This is a genomic window from Candidatus Tisiphia endosymbiont of Thecophora atra, assembly GCF_964026395.1.
GTDB lineage: Bacteria > Pseudomonadota > Alphaproteobacteria > Rickettsiales > Rickettsiaceae > Tisiphia.
In genome coordinates this window covers 695,928-716,604 of sequence record NZ_OZ032145.1, presented here as the reverse complement: position 1 = coordinate 716,604, position 20,677 = coordinate 695,928, and the positions used below count along the sequence as shown (strand labels likewise).

Genomic DNA, 20,677 nt, shown 5'->3' with positions numbered 1-20,677 from the left:
ATAGATAATAGGCGAGCGATCGAAGACGACATCACCAAATTCTCATCAATTGACTATATCATGAACGATAGGGGCAAATTCCTTAACTACAGCTTTATAAAGCTTGCGTTTAAAGGGAATTATAATTGATAATAACTCATCAAACTTAGCCCAACGCCATTCCTCAAACTCTGGGTTACGAGTATTAATATTAATATCTTCGTTAGTACCGGTAAACCTAATTAGAAACCATTTTTGTTTTTGACCTCGGAAATTACCACCCCATAATTTAGGTATTAAAATTTTAGGTACATCATAACTATACCAATATTTGCTTTCTGCAATAATATAACCTTTATTACAACCTATCTCTTCGAACATTTCTCTAAGGGCAGCAACACTAGGTGTTTCTCCTAGATCTATACCACCTTGAGGCATTTGCCAAGCTGGTATTTTGGTATCTATTCTTTTACCAACAAATACTCTATTAGCACTATCTATTATCATCATGCCTACACTTGGCCTATATGGCAATTCACGATAACATTTACAAATAGTTTCATTTTTCATGATTTTAGGTTTTTATATGAAAGGTAGACTTCTTTAAGAATTACCCTCTCATAAGCTAGTTTTACAATAAGTCTAGTATAGCTGATGAATCTTCATTTGTGTATCTAAATTATTCTTATCACTTTATTTCTTCCGTCCTCCTTTGCTTGATACAGAGCTTTATCGGTACGTTCTATAAAATCACTAATAGATTCCCCAATTTTGTATTCAGTTACTCCTATGGAGATAGTTTTCTTAATAGGATCTTTCTGCGTTTTAACTTTAAAATCGATAGACTCCACTCTTGTTCTTGCCCGCTGCGCTATATACATAGCTTCGTCAATCGTTATGTCATTTAAAAGGATAGCAAATTCCTCTCCGCCATATCTAGCAACCAAGTCTGTAACCCTAAAAATGTTCTTCAGAACATTAGCAATGGTTTTTAGCACTATGTCTCCTGCTTGATGACCATAAGTGTCATTAACTTGCTTAAAATGATCAATATCACACATAAGTAAGCATAAAGGTCTTTTACTATCAGTAGATTTTTTTACCATTTGCTTTATGTGTGTATCAAAATAATGACGATTAAATATGCCTGTCAAACCATCTTTGATCGACAAATTTACGCTTAACTCTAAATCATTGCGTAAAGTATCTTGGTAATGTTTTCTTTTCAATTGAGTTCTGATTCTAGCTAATAGCTCGTTTTTATCTACTGGGTATGTAAAATAATCATTAATACCCAGCTCTAAACCTTTGATAACTATCGATGTATTTTCTTCTTCAGCTTGTAATATGAGTACCGTATCATGGAATTTAGCATCAGACCGTAGCATTACGCTTATTCTTAAAGGATCTCCTTGCTCTAATTGGCAGCTGATAATTACTAAATCCGGGATATATTCGCTATCTTTCTTCAATTCATTGATATCAGATATTATTTTGATATTGGGGGTAAGGCTGAGAAGCGTTTTATTTATGTTTCTTGCCTGCACTATATCATCGTTAACTAAAAGTATTTTACTATCTGAAAAATTATCTTTTACCTCTATGACGTCACCACCTAATTCAGCATTAGTAGTGTTTCTAAGTTTGAGTTCATCAATAACCGCCTTCATTCTAGCAAGAGATCGTACCCTTGCAAAAAGAGCAGTGTCATCAATAGGTTTTGTTAAGAATTCATCAGCTCCAGCTTCAAGACCTTTTATGCGATCCTCAGTATCAGAAAGAGCCGTAACCATAATCACTGGTATATGAATAGTGTAAGGATTAGACTTAATTCGTTTACAGGTTTCAAATCCATCTATATTAGGCATCATGGCGTCAAGTAATACTATATCAATTCTATTAAGGGCAAGAACATTCAATGCATCTTTGCCGTTATTGGCAGTAAAGACTGTATAATATTCTCCTAAAAGTTTAGCTTCCAGTAATTTAACATTTGATTCTATATCATCAACTACTAGTACATTGGCTGTCATAAAGTAATATATTTTTCTACAGACTCTTCAAATCCTTACACATAAGTGAATTTTGTAATAGGTCTCATGTTTCTTGGAAAAAATTTTTTTTTATTGTAGCATGAATTTTTCATAGCACTAAGTAATATTACTCAAATAATTTGAAGAAAATGTTTCAAATATCAATAAAATTTGGTATTCTAGCCTAGAAATTATCATTTATACGCGAAAGAATTTTATTCTGAATTTTTTGTACTGTTTTGTCAAGAAAATCAGTTACTGCAATTTTTAGGGTAATTTAAAAGTCCCAACTAATGATATAAAATACTAAATTATAGAAATAAATAGTTGTCATCGCGAGCCACAAAGTGGCGTGGCGATCCAAATAAACAGCTCGCTGTTTTATTTTTTGCCACTGCAACTTTTGAATTGCCACGTCGCCGCTTTGCGGCTCCTCGCTAATAGACATTTATGCATTTTAAAAAACAAACTTTTCTATCATTAGTTGGGACTTTTAAACTGCCCTGATCATTTGAGTATAGATACACTAAATAAGTTTAATAAAAAGTCCGCATTCATTAGCGAGTCCAATAGTTCTTTCTATCTCTAGAATAATCACTTTATCTTTCTGTATGGCTAATCCTTTATAACCATAATTAGCTAAGTTACTTATTGTCTCTGCTCCTATTGTAGGTATATCAATTCTAGTATCTTGATCTTTCTTCATCATTTTAATAAGTACACCACCTATAGAATTTTTACGTAAATATGAACATCTTTCTATTAAATTATCTGTACCCTCAGCCGCTTCAATACCTATAATATACCCATTATCAACAATTACTGACTGTCCTACATCAAGATATCCTATACTATCTAATAGCTTTATCCCCAGTTCAATATCTGTGTTATCTATTTTAGATGGAACAGCTATGGTCATAACATCATTATTTGTTCTTAATATTTCATAACTAGAAATTACTTTAAACCCTTTTTCTTCTAGGAAATCTGTCACTATACTAAGAAGTTTATCATCTCCTAAAAATTTTTGTTTCAATATGCGTGCAAGTAACCTTGATCCCATTAAATCTACTTTAATTGATCGCAAATTAGGACGATTTACACTACCAGCAAGAATTATATTTTTTACATCATACTTACGAAAATATTCAATTATTGGCTTAACCATACCGATTTTAAAAAATTGGTGGGTAAAATCCTTATACAATACCGGATTTGCTTCTCCCTCCAAAGCTGCGATATAACATTGCCCGCCTTGCTTAATGAAACTATTGGCGAGTGAAATTGGCAATAAGCCATTTCCTGCTATAATTCCAACTATACTCTTTTGCTTTAAAGGGTATATTTGCAACATTTTAACTTACCTTATCATGTTCAACTTGTCTTGGCTGGCAAAATGCTCTACTAAGATCCTGTTTTATAAAAGTGATAATTTGTTCTACAATAGGATTACCTTTATATTGCTTTAAAACTATCTCAATTCTATCAGTAAAAATACCTTCGCCAATAAAAATCTCATCTACGGCTTTTATAGTATCAAGCGTTTCCTGATTATCAAAGCCACGTCTTTTCATCCCAACTAAGTTTATTCCTTCAAGAAATGCCCTTTCATTTGTAGCTAGCCCAAATGGAATCACATCTTTGCTCACTGCAGACATACCACCCACCATCGAATGTTGTCCTATACGTACGAATTGCAGAACAGCAGAAAGACCTCCTATAATGGCATAATCATCAACTTTAACATGACCAGCTAGGCTAACATAGTTAGCAAGAATTACATTATTACCCACAATACAATCATGTGCTATATGCACTCCAACCATCAATAAACAGTTATTACCTACAGAGGTAACCATACCACCACCTTTACTACCGGCTTGAATAGTTACATATTCTCTAATAGTATTATTATTACCTATGATAACCTCTGACTCTTCTCCCTCATACTTAAGTATTTGAGGGGGCTGACCAATAGAAGCAAATGGATATATAACTGTATTAGCACCAATTTTTGTTTTTCCCTCTATAACTACGTGCGATTTTAACTCAATATTATCCGCCAAAACCACATTCGGCCCAACAGTACAAAAAGGACCGACTCTGACATTGTTACCAATCGAAGCCTTTGTATCTATTATGGCAGTTGCATGTATAGCTGATAAGGTCATTGTTAATTCCTATTTTTAACCATTGCAGTAAATTTGCTCTCTGCAACTATATGATCATTAACTTTGCTGTTACTTGAAAATTTCCAAACAGAGCCTCTATTTTGTTCTATTTTAGCATAAATATGTAATGTATCACCTGGCTCAACAACTTTACGAAATTTTGCCTCTTCAATAGTCATAAAGAAAACATCTTTATCTTTGAAGTCCATTGATTTGGCTACTAAAATAGCAGATAGTTGAGCCATAGCCTCAATAATTAGTACACCAGGCATTACTGGTTTTGTAGGAAAATGACCAGTAAATTGCGGCTCATTAAAAGTAACATTCTTGATACCAACAATAGACTCATGAAGCTTAAATTCTAGCACCTTATCTATTAATAAAAATGGATAACGATGAGGTAGCATTTCCATTATTTCTATAATATTAATTGTCATTATATACATTCCTCTTTCTTATCTGTAAGCTATTTCATTAGACTTCTTTCGAAACTCTACTTCTGCTGGTGATTTGTACGTCGATGCGGTACTCGAATCCTCACGTACATTAGAGTACACTGCGGGTCGAGGTTCCGCGTCTCCTTCAAATCCCTCAGCATAAGCGAGTTTCGAAAGAAGTCTATTTTTAGGTCAGCAAATCTTAAATCGAGCTTGTAATCATTTAAAGGACGACATGCTATTATCTTAAATTCTTAAAACATAGATTTTTTAGTTATCTAAACTCATTTTTTTGTTTACAAGTTGCTTCATAATTACTGATTGTTTATGCCAATCTCTAATTGGTACTGCAGGATATCCACCAACTGTAGCTCCTAGTGCAACATCTTTTATCACGCCAGATTTGGCTGCTACTTGGACTTTATCGCCTAGTACTATATGTCCGGATATGCCTGACTGCCCACCTAAAGCACAATATGCTCCTACCTTAGTACTACCTGCTATACCTACTTGGGCAACAACAACTGACCCCCGTCCTATTATAGCATTATGTCCTATCTGCACTAAGTTATCTATTCTACAAAAATCTTCTATTATTGTATCATTTATCGATCCTCTATCAATAGTAGTATTACTACCTATTTCAACATTATTCCCTATTTTTACCATACCAGTATGCAAAATTTTCTTATGAATTCCTTTATCTGTTGCAAAACCGAATCCATCTTGTCCAATTCTCGCTCCCGCTAATATTACCACATCATCACCTATTATACTGTAACTTACTGAAACATTTGAGTGTATTAACGCTCTATTACCTATTACTACTCCAAAATCTATACTCGTCCCAGATTCTATAATGCAATTATCTCCTATTATAACATGATCTTCAATAACAACATTATGTCCTATATAACAATTCTTTCCTATAATAGCAGAATCTGCAATATAGCTAGAAGGCATAATTTTGTTAGGATAAGTTTTTGCTTTACTATAAAATAAATCTACTAATTTTGCATAAGCAAAATACGGATTTTTTGTTTTTAATAAAATTGTTCCATTATTAGATTCGTGCGAAAAATCCTCTGGGACTATGCAGCATGAAGCTTTAGTGTTTTGGAATTGAATAATATATTTGTTATGAATTAAAAAACTTATATCACCAACATCAGCCTCTTCTAATGACTTAACATTATAGATTAACAAATCATTTGAGTATACTATCTTAGCATCTATTAATTTTACAATTTCTGATAATTTATAAGGAGCAGATTTTTTATAAAAACGTGAGTTTATCATGGTTATTTAATTTTACAAAATAATGGCAACAGTATAAACGCCAGTTAGAAAATACTCAAGTTTTCTTACAATAATTTATATTTCAGAATATTGTTCATTATTGTATAATAGTTATTATACAATCTAGAAGTATAGTATAAGAGATTTATCATAGAGATGGTGGCTAGAGCCGGGATCGAACCGGCGACACAAGGATTTTCAGTCCTTTGCTCTACCAACTGAGCTATCTAGCCGCATGAACAGACCTATTGTACCCCAATTCGGGATAAGAATTGACAAATTCTTATCCCGAATTCGCGTTGTAGCCCCATCAATCTAACTTCGTTACAACTAACTTTCGGATTTGACATCAGATATCTGAACTTGATATTCCTTATTAAGTGCTTTGATCGCGTATAGCCACAATATTACAATAACAAAAAACACACCAGCAAAATAAGGTGTAGCTTCAGTGAAGGTAAAAGCAGGGAGCAAGATAAAGAATGTTGACTGGATAATACCACCACCAGATTTACCGAACCTACCACCTATAACTTCTACTGCCGCTTGACCTTTTGTTCTAAGATCCTTATCAAGAGGAATATATGCCATATTCTTGGTAGCATCAAATAGTGAATATTTTGTTGCCTTACTTAAAATATTCTGAATCATCCCAATCATCACTGCTACTGCCAAAGGTCCAGAAGTGAATAGACCAGTAACATACATCGCAATAGTACTATCAAAGAAAATGAAAACAAAAAAAGCAATACCAGTAATTAACATCATCACAGGAGTAATCATAGCGGCGGTAAACCAAGAAACCCTTCTTAAAATGTTAGAACCAACAATCATGAATAATATAGCTGTCACACCTTGCCAAGCCTGAAATTGCCCCATATACATGGTATATTCTTCTTTAGTTGGATATAGCTGCTGAATTTTTGATTTCCATACACCTTCTACAAGATTTACTGACACACCATAACATATAATTAGTAAGGCAATAAGTCCTAAATATTTTGAGCTAAAAATCATTTTGAAGCTTTCTATGAGAGATAACTTAACCTTGCCTTTCTTGTTTGCTTTACTTGTTGAGTCATATAAAGTAGGATCGGTTAAAACATGCTGATTCATCCATCTATATAACAACATGATAACTACAGCACTACTCATCATAATAACAAATAGTGGCGTAAATTTCAGTTCTTCTGAAACTATTTGAGTTTCTTTGCTTAAAAAATAGCCAAGTATTAATGCAGTAACTGGTAAAGATAAATTTGCTAACATACCAAACATAGAATAAAAACGCTTTGCCTCTTCAGTCTTAGTAATTTGGTTAGCAAATTGCCAAAATAATAAGCTAAGCATCATACTTCCCCAAAGTTCTGATATAGCATAAAAGATTGCAAAGCTCCACTTACCAACTACCCTAATGAACCACTTAAAATTTGGATATGCAATACTTAATGTATCAATTGTTTCAGGATTGGGATGCACCAACTCTGGGTAAGGATATAAGACAAAAGTGAATAGGACAAAATATGCAAGAAAAAAACTAGTTACAGCATAAAAAACATTTTCTTGTTTTAAAATATCACAAAGCTTTACGTAAGCAACCATAAGTAGTACTGCCATTGGTAAAACAACATAGGTTTTTACAAAACTTATTGCTTCAGGACCAATAGCTGTTACCACAAATCCATCTTTTATCGATCTAAGAGTGGAATAGTTGAGCAAAATACAAAACATCATGCCAGCCATAGGTAAGAATTTCTTATTTTCATGCCATTCAATTGGCCAAACTACTCTTCTCATTTCTGAGAAATAACTATTATTTTCTACCTTATTCATACTATTTTATTATTATTATAAGTCAGTGGACTTATACAGATATATACAAGAAAAGTCAAACGAAATGATTACCTTTTGCTAGATAGGTCTAATTATAGGTTCTTATATCTTAAAAACATATTATAACCTCAGTTCGATATAAGAATTAATAATTCTTATATCGATACTTGCTTTGTTATAAGGAAAAATGCACTCTTGAAGCGGCTGACGCGGGTGCATTTTAACTTTTTTTATCATTCAATATGTGATTTTAATTGTTAAAATCACATATTGAATGGAGTGTTATATTTTAACAATCAGGTGGGCAGCCGCTTCAAACCTGATTGTTTCTATATATAATACTGAATTCGATGTAACTTGTTACATCGAATTCAGGTTATTATAAGTAGTTATAAGAGGGTAACTTGATAAGAGCTAGACTGAAATAGTCGTGCATAGAATAAGTACCCTCTTATCGTTAAGTTTGCTTTGAACAAATTGTAGAAGATGCTGCAATGCAGTAGCCTTGTACAATAAGATGAAGGAAATTATACTATGAATAAAATAATAGGTCTAGGTGTAAGTAAAAAATGGCTTGATATATGTGTATATATGCTAAATAATAAACCAATATATCACTGTTTTTTAAATGAGCAATCAGGTCATGAAGAATTTATAAACTTAATAAAAGAGCAAAAAGTTAAGCTAATTGTAGCTTGTATGTGTAAATTACTTGAAGTTTGTCATAAGCTTATTCAACAAAAACGCTTATTTGTTGTTAATCAATAATATTTTTTATTGATATAAAATACAGATAAAAATATTTAATTTTTTTTAAAAGATAATTGCTATGCTAAGAGCCTTAGAACTTATAGTTCGATATATACCAAATTTATCATATAAGAATTTGGTAATTATTTTAATATTCCCATTAACTATAGCTTTGTATTATAAAATTTTTCTTTCTAATAAAGTACCTAATCTAACACTATGGAGTTGGCATAGATCAGATGACTTATTATTTATTGATAATAATACAGCCGTTGCATCCTTAATAGCTACCATCTATATAGACCTAGATAAGATAAAAATTATACCAAGAACAAATACTCTTACAACCTCAGCTAATAGTTTTATTATTCCAGTTTTTCGTTTAGAAATGAAAGCAAAAGGAAAATTAGACGCAAAAAGTTTAACTGATCTAAGTAATATTATTTTATCTGCATCTAAACCTAGACAACTGATACAATTAGATTTTGATGCCACTTATAATCAAAGAAAAATTTACTCTCAACTAATTGAAACATTAGTAAAAAACAATAGGAAAATTTCTATTACTGCCTTATCTTCATGGTGTATGTTTGATAATTGGATAGATAAACTTTCAATAGAATATGCCGTGCCAATGGTGTATCAAGGCAGAAAAGAAAATCAAGATATAAGACGAGTAAAAAAATTTTTTACTGATAATAAAAATTGGCGTAGCAAAAAATGTCAAAATTATATTGGCCTTATGGCAGGTGATGTGCTTACTGTGCCAACAAGCTTTAAAGTCTTTGTATTTAATAAAGATAAATGGAATAAAGAAACATATTATAAAATTATAAAAAATGTTCAATTATGAAATCTAAGAACACACCAACTAAACTGATTTATGCAGGTACTCTAATATTAATCACCTTTTTCATGCATATTAGCTTAGCTTGTATGACTACAATCGAAACAAGGTCTTTCCCGTATGAAGAAGATATCTTCGATATAACCATACCTTTAAGACAAGAAGGAATATTAAAGACCTTTGCTAGAGGTTCCATAGCAATATTGCCTGATAAAACTAATCTGCTAGGGCTAATTCTAGCATATCGTTATTTATCAAATAATCCACCTACTACAGAAAACCTAGATAACTTATCTAAACCAATAAATGAAGAAATTAACTCACAAAATATATGGCGAGAAAATAGCAATAAAATAGTTAATGAAGAAAACTATCTTTCGTCATATAAATCAGTTAGCAACAAAGAAAATCAGGTGCAAACTAGTTTCTATTTTGAGAATTGCTTGAACAATGCTTCTACCTTTGCTGTAGAATTATTTAATGATAAAAGCAAGAAATATAATGCTTCTCAAATAAAACAATGGTTATCTAACCAAAATAAAGTATTTAATAACTGTGATCAGAACGTATTAACACTACCTATTATTTTGTCAGAAAATGCAACAAAAGAAGAATTAGATGATTATAACTACCAACTTGCTTCAGCTTATTTCTATGCTATGCATTATGATACTAGTAGTGAATTATTTACCAAAATATCAGAGAGTGATTCTCAATACAAAGATTTAGCTCTTTATTTAATATTTCGTTCTCTTTTTAGGCAAATAAAATATCAAAATAAAGATAATAATGATTTTTTTGTATTATATAAAAAATTACAACCTTTAATTAATACATCACCTTATTAAAGCTGAAATAGATAAATTATTAAAATATTTTATAATTAAACAAGATATAAATAAAGAAGTAATACAACTCTCTGAACAATTAATCTCCAAAGAGATAAGGTCAGAAGATTATAATGATTTTAGATATTTAGTATCAGATTATAATGATCATACTATAAAAAATGGGCTGATTACTAACCACCCATTTTTAGAATGGGCAAATTATTTTTATATTCAAGATAATTTTTTAGATACATATAAAAAATGGCAAAACTATAATTCATTACCTTGGCTGATACTATCTTTAAAAAAGATCAAATTATCCGATATTAAATCGCAGGAAGCTCAAAAAGTTATCCAAAAAGCACAAGAAATTACTGAAAATACGCAAGGATACATATTAACTCAATATTATTTAGCCAAACTTGCCTTATCTGAAAAAAATTACAAACTATTGGATGATATTACAACAAAAGTTTTAAAAATTCCTAATTTAGCACCTTATGAAGTAAATTTATTTAATTACTTACGTTCATATGCTGCAAAAAATTACCATGAGTATTTAACTTACATAGTACAACCTGTGTTATATATGTATACTGATTCCTCAATAGAATATGCGAATGATATCTCAGGAAAAATTATGGATATAATAGGACAGAGCAACAATCTCATTGAAAATGTCCCTACTAAAATGCTTACTGAAGCCCTAGATTGTAATATACCAGAATGGTTAAAGAAACGCCTAATTGCTAGTGCTTGGACACGCTATATATTATTGGGAGAAATATCAGAAGCTGAAAATATATCTTCTCTTTTGGTGAAATTAAATCCGGAATTAAATGATGTTATTAATGGATTTTTATCTGAGAAAAATTTAGAAGTTAAACAGAAATTAGCTCACCTGATTATAATGCGTTCTCCTGGTTTAAATATATTTATCAAATCATATTTATGGCGTAACAGTTTTGATGATCAAAAGGATCTAAAATTAACAGAATTGAGTATGTATAGTGACAATTGGTGGAATGACCAAGAGCTAGAAAATTTTGATCTAAATAATTATGGAGAATTTTTAACAAAAGAAGATAAAGAACTAGCTAAAAAAGAATGGTCTTTTTTCAAGAAAAATCTTTCTAATAAAGTGGATTATTTTTGTCATTCAAGTATTGATAGTTACAATAAATTTAAAGATAAAGATTTTATTCCTGAGATGCTGCATTTATGTGTAAAGATGAGTAAAAAATGTCATAATGCCCCAAAATCATCTTATGAAGCTTTTATCATGTTGCATAAATATTATAAAAATAATAAATATACTCTATTAACTCCTTATAATTATTATGTAAAGCCAAAATAAAGTCGAGTAACCTACTCCAGTTACATGTATTAGTTGATACGGAGTGGAGACCCTTCAAAAGTAGGGGGAAAGCTAAATTTTGCTAAAAATATGCCTAGCTTTTTATAGTAACTGATAAATTGCTTTTATATGTCTGACAATACTAAGATTTACCAATTTAAAGTACATTTTAAAGATATAAGTCTAATGATTTGGCGTAGATTTCTAATTCAAATTTAACTTTGCCCCTACTTTTGAATGGTCTCTAATTGCCAATTTGACTGCTGATTCTTTAAATTCGACCGAATAAATTAGTCATTTTTGTACTTCCTTTCTGTTAATCTTTCTGTTAATATTGTCTCGTATTAACTGTCCGGAAAACTGTTGACAGATCAATTTTTTCATAATACATTTAATCAGTAAAATGAGGTTATATTCAATAAAAATGTTTTTAAGCTTTCTATTATAGATTTTCGTATTTGGCTTCATCTTGGATGTACTGAGGAAGAGAAGGTTCATCCCCAAATGATTAGTTTCAATATTGACTTGTGTTTTAAGGTGTGTCCTCAAGGTGCTTATACAGATAAGCTAAAGGATGTTGTTTGTTATCTTAAGATAGTTGAGTTAATTACCGTTTTTTGTCAAGGAAAGTGCTTTAATGTTGTTGAGCATTTGACAGAATCTATTTATAAGGCAATTTTTGATTACTTAAATTCATTCCAACATCTAATCCAATCAATTAAAATTGAGACTCGTAAAGTTTCTCCTCCTGTACCCAACATTCATGGGGGTATTAGTTGGACGCATTACATTAATTTTATTAATAGACCTCTTGCGAAATTTGCTTATGCTAGGGAATTTGTAGGAGACACGGAATCTCGACCCGCAGCGTACTCAAATGTACGTGAGGAGCAGAGTACCGGTATCACGCACAAATTACCAGCAGAAGTAGAATTACGCAAGAGGTCTAATGAGGATGCGTGATGATTTATATAAGCTTGGGATCAAATTTAGGTAATCGCCTCGATAATTTATGGGAATCTGTTAACTTAATTAGGCAATATTGTTTATCAAATATTAGATGTTCTATCATCCTTGAAACTAAGGCAATTTTACCATGCAGTGCTTCTACTGACTGGGATAAGCCATTTTTAAATATGATAGTTGCTGGAGAGACAAACTTATCACCAACAGAATTATTGCAATCATTGCAAAATATAGAAATAACCATAGGACGTCCTAGAAAGCATGAATTATGGGCTCCACGTATTATTGATTTAGATATTTTGTTTTATAACGATCTAATTATAAATACAGATGGTCTTGTTATTCCCCACCCTAAACTGGAAAATCGTGATTTTCTCAAACATCTATTAGCATTAATGGGTAAAGAGCCATGGAAATTCCAACCAAATATAGAGAACTCTTTTATAAAAAGCTCTGTCTTAAATCCTCGGTTGGTAGGAATCGTTAATATAACTAAGGATTCTTTTTCAGATGGCGGAAATTTTTATGAAACAAATAAAGCTATAGAACAAGTGATAAAGCTTGTAGAAGATGGAGCTAGCGTTATTGAAATTGGTGCTCAATCAACAAGACCTAATGCAACTATTCAACCTATTGAATCTGAATACGCTAAGTTAGATGAAGTGTTAGAGGAACTAGCCCCTATTATTACTGATAAAAAGATCGATATAAGTATTGATACATTACATCCTTTTATTGCTGTAAATCTTATAGAAAAATATCATATAAGATGGATTAATGATGTTGGTGGAGGGTTTGATGATAACACATTAAGGGCTATAGCAAAAGCTGGTTGTAAATTTTGTCTTATGCATTCTATTACTATTCCACCAAGCAAAAATCAGATTATACCCTTAAACGTCAAACCAATTGATTATCTGATTCAATGGGGTAAGGGTGCTATACAAAGGCTTACTAAGCTTGGATTTACTCTAGAGAATATCGTTCTAGATCCTGGTATAGGGTTTGGCAAGACAGCTTATCAAAATATTGAAATATTAAGAAGTATAGATCAGCTTAAAAGCTTAGGTTCTTTGATAATGATAGGCCATTCTAGAAAATCATATATTCATGCTTTTTCTGAAGAACCCCATGCTTATGCTAGAGACATAGAAACAATTGGAGCTTCCTTGGCTATTAAAGATAAAGTAGATTTTTTACGAGTACATAATGTGAAAGATCATATGAAGGCTTTAGTTGCCTATCACTCATCTAATAACGAGTAATGACATGATAAGCAAACAATCTATATCTATTATAGGAATCATGGCAGCAACAAAAGATGGGGTCATAGGACGTAATAATGCCTTACCATGGTATTATCCAGATGAAATCAAGCATTTTAGAGCTATTACCCACAACAGTATAGTTATTATGGGGCGTAATACTTATCAATCTATGCCGAAAACACTATTTATAGACAGGCAGACCTTTGTTTTATCTAATGATAACAGCTTGCAATTGAATGGCACTAAGGTTTTTACCTCTCTACAAAAATGTTTAGAACATCTTAAAAAATCGAAAACTAATGATAAGATTTTTATGATCGGAGGTGGAAAAATAGCTCATTTATTTCTAGAACATAATTTAATTTCTTCCTTTATTCTTACAGAAATACATAAATTATATTCTGGTGATGTATATTTGGATCTTCGGTATTTCAGAAGATGGACAAGATATACTCTAAAGAAATCAAGTAATTATACAATTTATCTATTAAAAAACCCTGAGGAGGTTTCATGGAATTTATAAATAATTTGGACGATACATTGGAAAAATGGTCTTTACTTAAACATCCATTTTATCAAGCTTGGAATAATGGTATCTTGGACAAGAATACACTGAACGTTTATGCTCAAGAATATTATAATCATGTTGCTGCTTTTCCCAGATATATCAGTCAGATTCACGCTTTATGTGTTGATATCCAGACCAGACAAGTCTTATTAGAGAATTTGGTTGATGAAGAACAAGGTGACAATAATCATCCGGAGCTATGGTTACGTTTTATCGAAGGATTAGGTGTTTCTCGAGATAATGATAAGAATCCCAAATTTGAGTCAACAAAAAGATTGGTTAATGGTTTTTTTGAGTTAACTCAAACAGATTATCCTACTGGACTTGGAGCCTTATATGCTTATGAAAGACAAACTCCAACAGTATCAAAAGTCAAGATTGATGGTCTGAAAAAACATTATAATATTCACAATCAAAGAACCTTAGAATTTTTCGCTGTCCATGCAAAAACTGATATATGGCATACCAATGAACTTATTAAGCTGATTAACAAACTTAATAGCATAGAACAAAAACAAGTACATTATGGAGCTGTGAAGGGGGCTAAATTACTTTGGCAATTTCTTGATGGGATGGAGTTATATGCAAATTCATGCTATTAAGACTCATAAAATCCAATATGGTGAGTCATTACAAACTATATTGACTCAATATATTGCGGATTTAAAAGAAGGTGATGTTGTAGCTATAACTTCAAAAGTAATTAGTGTATTAGAGGGAAGGTTTGTTAAAAAAGGTGATATTGATAAATATACATTAATTCTACAAGAGGCAGATCAAATATTAGAGACAGAAGAAAATAGATATGATATTTATTTAACTCTAAAAAATGGCTTACTAATTCCATCTGCGGGTATTGATGAATCTAATGCCGATGGTGTTTATGTATTATATCCTCAAGATGTTCAGAAAACAGCCTATTGGATTTGGCAATATTTGTGCAGTACACATAATATCTGCGATCTAGGAATTGTTATAACCGATAGTCATACAACTATTATGAGACGAGGTGTAACTGGAATTGCTCTTGGTTGGTGTGGTTTTAGCCCCTTATATTCCTATATTGGTAAGCATGATATTTATAATCAATCTTTAAATGTCACACAAATTAATATATTAGATTCATTAGCAGGAGCAGCTGTTTTTGTTATGGGGGAAGGCAATGAACAAACCCCTATAACTATTATTAAGGATGCTCCCCGTCTAACCTTTCTTGACAGACCTCCATCGGAAGAGGAAAAACTTAGCATTGTCATTAGTATGGAAGAAGATTTATATGGTCCATTATTAAAATCGGCGAAATGGGTGAGTTAAAAAGCGTGCAATAATGACCTAGTAAATGGGTTAATGTGCGTTGAAAAATAAGATTATTAACGGTAAGAGCTTCATTTTACTTAAAAACAATGATTGATATAAACCAGCAACAAATACTAAATAAAATTTCAGATATCACTTTTAGTGACAATACAAAATTAGTCAGTATTATATCTAATATTATAATTAAGGATAAAAATATTGGGTTTGCCATTGATATTCTTGGTAAAGATTCCAAGGAAATCGATGAAATAAAAATTAAAGCTATTAATAAATTAAATGAAATACCTAATATTGGGAAAATAACTATAGTTTTAACTAGTAGCAAAGGTGTAGCTAAAAAATCAACTAATCCAAAAGTTAAACATTTCATTGACGGAGTAAAGAAGATAATATTGGTGGCATCCGGTAAAGGAGGAGTTGGTAAATCTACTATAACAGCATTGATAGCAGAGCAATTAAATCTTGAAGGATACAAGGTGGGAATAGTGGATGCTGATATTTATGGTCCGTCAATTCCGCAAATATTTGGTATTAGTGGTGTACCTGAAATAGTGTATAATAAAATGACCCCTTTAAAATCGCGAGGCATTGAAATTATTTCTATCGGATTTCTTATTAAGGATAATTCAGCCATTGTTTGGCGTGGTCCAATGGCTAGCAAGACCATTTATCAACTATTATCTCTCACCCATTGGCAGGAGTTAGATTATTTAATTATTGACATGCCCCCTGGTACTGGCGATATTCACTTAAGTATTTTAGAAAATTACCAACTAGACGGAGTAATAATAGTAACTACTCCACAAAAAATGGCTGCAATAGACGTCGTTAGATCGATTGATTTATATAGAAAATTTAACCTACCAATTTTAGGTATTATAGAAAATATGAGCTATCTAGTTGAACCAAGTTCGGGAAAGACAATTCAGATATTTAACGGTAATAGTGGAGAAAATTTTGCCAAAGAATATAATATACCCTTAATCTGTAAGATTCCTATTGAACCCAAATTATCTTACAACTGTGATAACAGCACTAGCCTTACAGATATAGTTAAACTACCAATAAAAAAATTTATTTAATGATATACTCAAATGACTTGAATATAAAATTCATAAAAAAGTAGACCATAAATAAAGCAGGATTATATGTCAAACATAATCAAGATAGAAGAAGCTCAAACCCTTAAAAGACCTGATTGGATAAAGGTTAAAGCACCAAATTCATATCAATATCATGATACAAGAAAACTAATTGAGAGTTTAAAATTAAATACAGTCTGTCAAGAAGCTGCTTGCCCTAATATAGGGGAATGTTGGGCAAAAAAACATGCTACAGTTATGATTTTGGGATCTGTCTGTACTCGTGCTTGTAGATTTTGTAATGTTAAAACTGGTCGTCCCGATTTACTCGATCCTCACGAGCCACAGAGACTAGCACAAGCCGTAATGAAATTAGGGCTTGAACATGTGGTAATTACTTCAGTTGATCGAGATGACTTAGATGATGGTGGGGCTGAGCATTTTGCCAATTGTATAAAGGAAATAAGATTAGTTGCTCCTAATACCACAATTGAAGTTCTAACCCCAGATTTTCTTAAGAAAGATGGGGCAGCTGAAATAGTGGTATTAGCAAAACCTGACGTTTATAATCATAATGTAGAGACAGTGCCTTCTCTATACAAAACTATTAGACCAGGAGCGAGATACTATAATTCATTAAGTCTTTTGCATAATGTGAAAAAATTAGACTCTGAGATTTTTACTAAATCAGGTATGATGGTTGGTCTTGGAGAAACAAACGATGAAATTATGCAAGTAATGGACGATTTAAGGGAAGCTAAAGTTGATTTTCTAACTATAGGACAATATTTACAGCCAACCAAAAACCATGCAGTAGTTGCTAGATATGTTCCCCCAGAAGAATTTAAATATTTTGAAAGAGTAGCAAGGGTTAAAGGGTTTTTGATGGTTTCCGCCAGTCCATTAACCCGTTCTTCTTATCATGCTGGTGACGATTTCCAAAAATTAAAGGGTGCTAAGGCCTCGGTTTCGGCATAGTATAAGAAAATGAAAAAACTACCTAAAAAGCTTAATCTACCCGTAATAATATCGTTCTTACTCGGCATTACTACCGGGATAGGATATAATGAAGTACGAGAAACAGCTTCTTGGCATAGTTTTCATACCGAAACTGATAATTTAAATGTTTGTTTTACCCCACCATCCGGCTGCGGATCATTAATAGCAAAAGAAATATCCAAGGCTAAGGATAGCATTTATGTTCAAGCATTTGGTTTAACTTCGCAAAATATAGTGGATCAACTAATTAAAGCTAAGCAAAACGGTGTTCAAATAAGGGTATTATTGGATCGTAGTAACTTACACGATAGATATTCTAAAATGCATGAATTAAAACGGGCTGGTATTGATGTCTCAATAGATAAAGTACCAGGTATTGCTCACAACAAAGTTATGATCATTGATAAAAGTAAGGTGATTACTGGTAGCTTTAATTTTACCAATGCAGCTGATAATAGAAATGCCGAAAACGTCTTATTAATAGAGAATAGCGATATTGCAGAAACTTATTTGCAAAGCTGGTTTAGTCGTAGAGCAAAAAATTAATTAATTGAACCTCAGTTCGATATAAGAATTATTAATTCTTATATCGAACTGGCTTTGTTATAAGGAAAAATGCACTCTTGAAGCGGCTGACGCGGGTGCATTTTAACTTTTTTCATCATTCAATATGTGATTTTAATTATTAAAATCACATATTGAATGGAGTATTATATTTTAACAATCAGGTGTAGAACCGCTTCAAACCTGATTGTTTCTATATATAATACTGAATTCGATGTAACTTGTTACATAGAATTCAGGTTAATTGAGGTATACTCGAATAATCATACGAATTGGGGTTAATTAGTCCTGACCGAAACTATAGCAGACATTCCTGGTATCAAATTACTAGTAATATCTTTAGGAGTCTCAAAATCTATTAGCACAGGAATCCGTTGAACAATCTTAGTAAAATTACCAGTTGCATTATCAGTCGGAATTAGACTAAATTTTGAGCCGGTAGCTGGTGATATATTACGTATTCTGCCGTATATGATCTTTTTTGGTAAAGAATCAAACTGTAATTTAACTTTTTGCTTTGGTTGCAATTTTGCAATTTGCGTCTCTTTAAAATTAGCTTTCACATACATTTGTTCATCCTGCACAACAAAAAATAATACTCTCCCTGGATTAATAAAATTACCTACCTGCAAGCTACTATTTGCTATTATTCCGTTAACTGGGGCTATAATTTGGGTATTTACTAAACTTCTAGCTACTATATTTTTATCTTCCAGTAACCCTTTCATTTTTTCTTCCTCAGCAGTTTTCTGTAAAGCTAAAAGTAGTAAGTTCTGCTGTGCAATTTGCAAGTTTAACTTTGCCTGATTATAATCAGTCTTTGCTTTAGTAAAAGACATTTTAGATTCATCTAATGTCTTTTTACTAGCAAATTTCTCTTTGTTAAGTTCTTGAGTTCTTATATAATCAACTGAGTTAATCTCCAAATTAGTACTAGCAGAATCAACAACCTCTTGACAAAGCTCTAAACTAATTTGAGCTATTAAAGTCTTTTGTTCTATGATTTCTATATTTTTAATAGATGCCTTAATAGAAGCTTCCAGTGAAGCAAGACGTGACTTATAATCCTGATCATCGATCTCAGCAATAAGGTCACCTTTTTTTACCCTCAGATTATCTGAAATAAATACATTTTTAATCACTCCACTAATCTCAGAGCTAACGCTGGATATGTCAGCCTCAATATACGCATTATCAGTCGATTCTGTATGACTCCAAATATAAATATGATAAGCTAGGTAAACGACTATTACACCAAACAAAATCAGAAAATATTTAGCAAATGGATGAGACTTATATTGTTCAAAGATTTTTAACATAAATTAACCTCAGTTTTACGTAATAAATTAATAGTAAGCTCAAGTAATCATCGCCATTAGGGGCGATGTCCACAACTATTGAAAGTTTACAAATACCTATACCACAGCGTCATTGCGAGCGTAAGCGAAGCAATTGTAAGCCAGCGAATTCCATCAGGGCTGTAGAGTAAATTTTATCTGTATTATTGAAAATATTAATAAAATTCACTTTGCTATAAGCTGGATACATGACTGCATTTGCTTTTTTGCTATTGACGTTATTTTTTTCTTGCATTTTACAGAAGCTCCATACATAAGTTAATAGTCAACTCTAAGAAAATACAACCCACATGCTGGAGCTTTTGTACCTGCCGCCTCTCTTTTTTTAGCATCCAAAGCTTTTTGTATATCACCTTCCTGCCATATATTGCGTCCAACTAATACTAAACTACCAACAATATTTCGAACCATATGATGTAAAAAAGATCGAGCAGAAACATATATTTTTATATCGTTGTTTTCTTGTGTAATAACTAACTTAGATAAGGTTTTGATAGGCGACTTTGCTTGGCAATATTTACCTCTAAATGAGCTAAAATCATGATTTCCTATGAGATAGAAAGCCCCATATTTCATTGCTTCAACATCAAGAGGTTGTTTTATCCACCAAGCACGATTTAAATCTATTATAACTTGACTAGACCTATTAATAATTCTATATACATAATGACGTTCTACAGCAGAAAATCTTGCATGAAAATCTCTGTCGACTAGAACACAATCAACTACCCCTATATTATGAGATCTTACAAAATAGTTGATAGCCTGCATAACTTTATAGGGTTGCATATATTTCACTAAATCGAAATGTGCTACTTGCCCTAAAGCATGAACCCCTGCATCAGTTCTGCCAGCTCCGTAAATTACGGCTTTTTCACCGGTAAATTTGTATATCCCATCTTCCAGTATTTGTTGAATAGATATAGCATTACACTGTCTCTGCCAACCAACAAAAGCAGTTCCTAAATATTCAATGGTAATCTTATATCTATAAAAATCAAGTATTTGATTCATCAATT

General features: G+C 31.9%; 22 protein-coding genes and 1 tRNA gene. 12 read left to right on the top strand and 11 right to left on the bottom strand.

Translation table 11 applies throughout. From position 1 onward, the window contains the following. Window positions 1-45: 45 nt before the first annotated feature. From AAGD45_RS03565 to AAGD45_RS03525, 8 genes are all read right to left on the bottom strand, one after another. Window positions 46-549, bottom strand: coding sequence for an RNA pyrophosphohydrolase (locus tag AAGD45_RS03565; RefSeq protein WP_341762027.1), 504 nt, complete (start codon window positions 547-549; stop codon window positions 46-48). A 104-nt stretch (window positions 550-653) separates the two neighbouring features. Then, window positions 654-2,012, bottom strand: a complete 1,359-nt coding sequence (locus AAGD45_RS03560) for a PleD family two-component system response regulator (RefSeq protein ID WP_341762026.1) — start codon at window positions 2,010-2,012, stop codon at window positions 654-656. A 526-nt stretch (window positions 2,013-2,538) separates the two neighbouring features. Beyond that, entirely contained in the window at window positions 2,539-3,366 is an 828-nt protein-coding gene (locus tag AAGD45_RS03555; protein ID WP_341762025.1) for an LpxI family protein, read from the bottom strand. Window position 3,367: 1 nt separating this feature from the next. Further along, a complete protein-coding gene (gene lpxA, locus AAGD45_RS03550; RefSeq protein WP_341762024.1) occupies window positions 3,368-4,183 on the bottom strand; it encodes an acyl-ACP--UDP-N-acetylglucosamine O-acyltransferase in 816 nt (271 codons plus the stop codon). 2 nt (window positions 4,184-4,185) lie between these two features. Further along, window positions 4,186-4,620, bottom strand: a complete 435-nt coding sequence (gene fabZ / locus AAGD45_RS03545; RefSeq protein WP_341762023.1) for a 3-hydroxyacyl-ACP dehydratase FabZ — start codon at window positions 4,618-4,620, stop codon at window positions 4,186-4,188. A 270-nt stretch (window positions 4,621-4,890) separates the two neighbouring features. After that, window positions 4,891-5,919, bottom strand: a complete 1,029-nt coding sequence (gene lpxD, locus AAGD45_RS03535; protein ID WP_341762022.1) for a UDP-3-O-(3-hydroxymyristoyl)glucosamine N-acyltransferase — start codon at window positions 5,917-5,919, stop codon at window positions 4,891-4,893. A gap of 157 nt (window positions 5,920-6,076) precedes the next feature. Further along, window positions 6,077-6,152: transfer RNA gene (locus AAGD45_RS03530), tRNA-Phe, on the bottom strand. A gap of 97 nt (window positions 6,153-6,249) precedes the next feature. Further along, a complete protein-coding gene (locus AAGD45_RS03525; protein WP_341762021.1) occupies window positions 6,250-7,752 on the bottom strand; it encodes an NTP/NDP exchange transporter in 1,503 nt (500 codons plus the stop codon). Between the two features lie 534 nt (window positions 7,753-8,286). Between AAGD45_RS03525 and AAGD45_RS03520 the strand changes: the two genes are divergently transcribed. From AAGD45_RS03520 to AAGD45_RS03465, 12 genes are all read left to right on the top strand, one after another. Further along, a complete protein-coding gene (locus AAGD45_RS03520) occupies window positions 8,287-8,520 on the top strand; it encodes a hypothetical protein (protein WP_341762020.1) in 234 nt (77 codons plus the stop codon). A gap of 61 nt (window positions 8,521-8,581) precedes the next feature. Next, on the top strand, window positions 8,582-9,355 hold the full coding sequence (locus AAGD45_RS03515) for a hypothetical protein (protein WP_341762019.1): 774 nt from the start codon (window positions 8,582-8,584) through the stop codon (window positions 9,353-9,355). Window positions 9,356-9,438: 83 nt separating this feature from the next. Then, window positions 9,439-10,197: a hypothetical protein gene (locus AAGD45_RS03510; RefSeq protein WP_341762018.1), complete on the top strand. Its 759-nt coding sequence runs from the start codon at window positions 9,439-9,441 to the stop codon at window positions 10,195-10,197. Window positions 10,198-10,630: 433 nt separating this feature from the next. Next, complete coding sequence (locus AAGD45_RS03505) at window positions 10,631-11,536, top strand: hypothetical protein (protein ID WP_341762017.1); 906 nt, start codon at window positions 10,631-10,633, stop codon at window positions 11,534-11,536. 411 nt (window positions 11,537-11,947) lie between these two features. Continuing rightward, window positions 11,948-12,499, top strand: a complete 552-nt coding sequence (locus AAGD45_RS03500) for a dihydroneopterin aldolase (protein WP_341762202.1) — start codon at window positions 11,948-11,950, stop codon at window positions 12,497-12,499. After that, window positions 12,499-13,767, top strand: coding sequence for a dihydropteroate synthase (gene folP / locus AAGD45_RS03495; protein WP_341762016.1), 1,269 nt, complete (start codon window positions 12,499-12,501; stop codon window positions 13,765-13,767). The genes AAGD45_RS03500 and folP overlap by 1 nt, the downstream gene beginning before the upstream one ends. Window positions 13,768-13,771: 4 nt before the next feature. After that, on the top strand, window positions 13,772-14,293 hold the full coding sequence (locus tag AAGD45_RS03490; RefSeq protein WP_341762015.1) for a dihydrofolate reductase: 522 nt from the start codon (window positions 13,772-13,774) through the stop codon (window positions 14,291-14,293). After that, window positions 14,281-14,940 (top strand): CADD family putative folate metabolism protein, encoded by a 660-nt coding sequence (locus AAGD45_RS03485; protein ID WP_341762014.1) that lies wholly within the window; start codon window positions 14,281-14,283, stop codon window positions 14,938-14,940. Before AAGD45_RS03490 ends, AAGD45_RS03485 begins: the two co-directional genes overlap by 13 nt. After that, window positions 14,921-15,652, top strand: coding sequence for a coenzyme F420-0:L-glutamate ligase (locus AAGD45_RS03480; protein WP_341762013.1), 732 nt, complete (start codon window positions 14,921-14,923; stop codon window positions 15,650-15,652). The genes AAGD45_RS03485 and AAGD45_RS03480 overlap by 20 nt, the downstream gene beginning before the upstream one ends. 89 nt (window positions 15,653-15,741) lie before the next feature. Further along, window positions 15,742-16,737, top strand: a complete 996-nt coding sequence (locus tag AAGD45_RS03475) for an Mrp/NBP35 family ATP-binding protein (protein ID WP_341762012.1) — start codon at window positions 15,742-15,744, stop codon at window positions 16,735-16,737. Window positions 16,738-16,803: 66 nt separating this feature from the next. Next, window positions 16,804-17,715, top strand: a complete 912-nt coding sequence (gene lipA / locus AAGD45_RS03470) for a lipoyl synthase (protein WP_341762011.1) — start codon at window positions 16,804-16,806, stop codon at window positions 17,713-17,715. Between the two features lie 9 nt (window positions 17,716-17,724). Then, window positions 17,725-18,282 (top strand): phospholipase D family protein, encoded by a 558-nt coding sequence (locus AAGD45_RS03465; RefSeq protein ID WP_341762010.1) that lies wholly within the window; start codon window positions 17,725-17,727, stop codon window positions 18,280-18,282. Window positions 18,283-18,578: 296 nt separating this feature from the next. Here AAGD45_RS03465 and AAGD45_RS03460 read toward each other — a convergent pair whose 3' ends face one another. The 3 genes from AAGD45_RS03460 to truA all read right to left on the bottom strand — a co-directional run bounded on the left by AAGD45_RS03460 (window position 18,579) and on the right by truA (window position 20,672). Continuing rightward, a complete protein-coding gene (locus AAGD45_RS03460; protein ID WP_341762009.1) occupies window positions 18,579-19,619 on the bottom strand; it encodes an HlyD family secretion protein in 1,041 nt (346 codons plus the stop codon). 109 nt (window positions 19,620-19,728) lie between these two features. Further along, window positions 19,729-19,893, bottom strand: coding sequence for a hypothetical protein (locus tag AAGD45_RS03455; protein WP_341762008.1), 165 nt, complete (start codon window positions 19,891-19,893; stop codon window positions 19,729-19,731). A 23-nt stretch (window positions 19,894-19,916) separates the two neighbouring features. Then, complete coding sequence (gene truA, locus AAGD45_RS03450; protein WP_341762007.1) at window positions 19,917-20,672, bottom strand: tRNA pseudouridine(38-40) synthase TruA; 756 nt, start codon at window positions 20,670-20,672, stop codon at window positions 19,917-19,919. Between the last annotated feature and the right edge of the window lie 5 nt (window positions 20,673-20,677).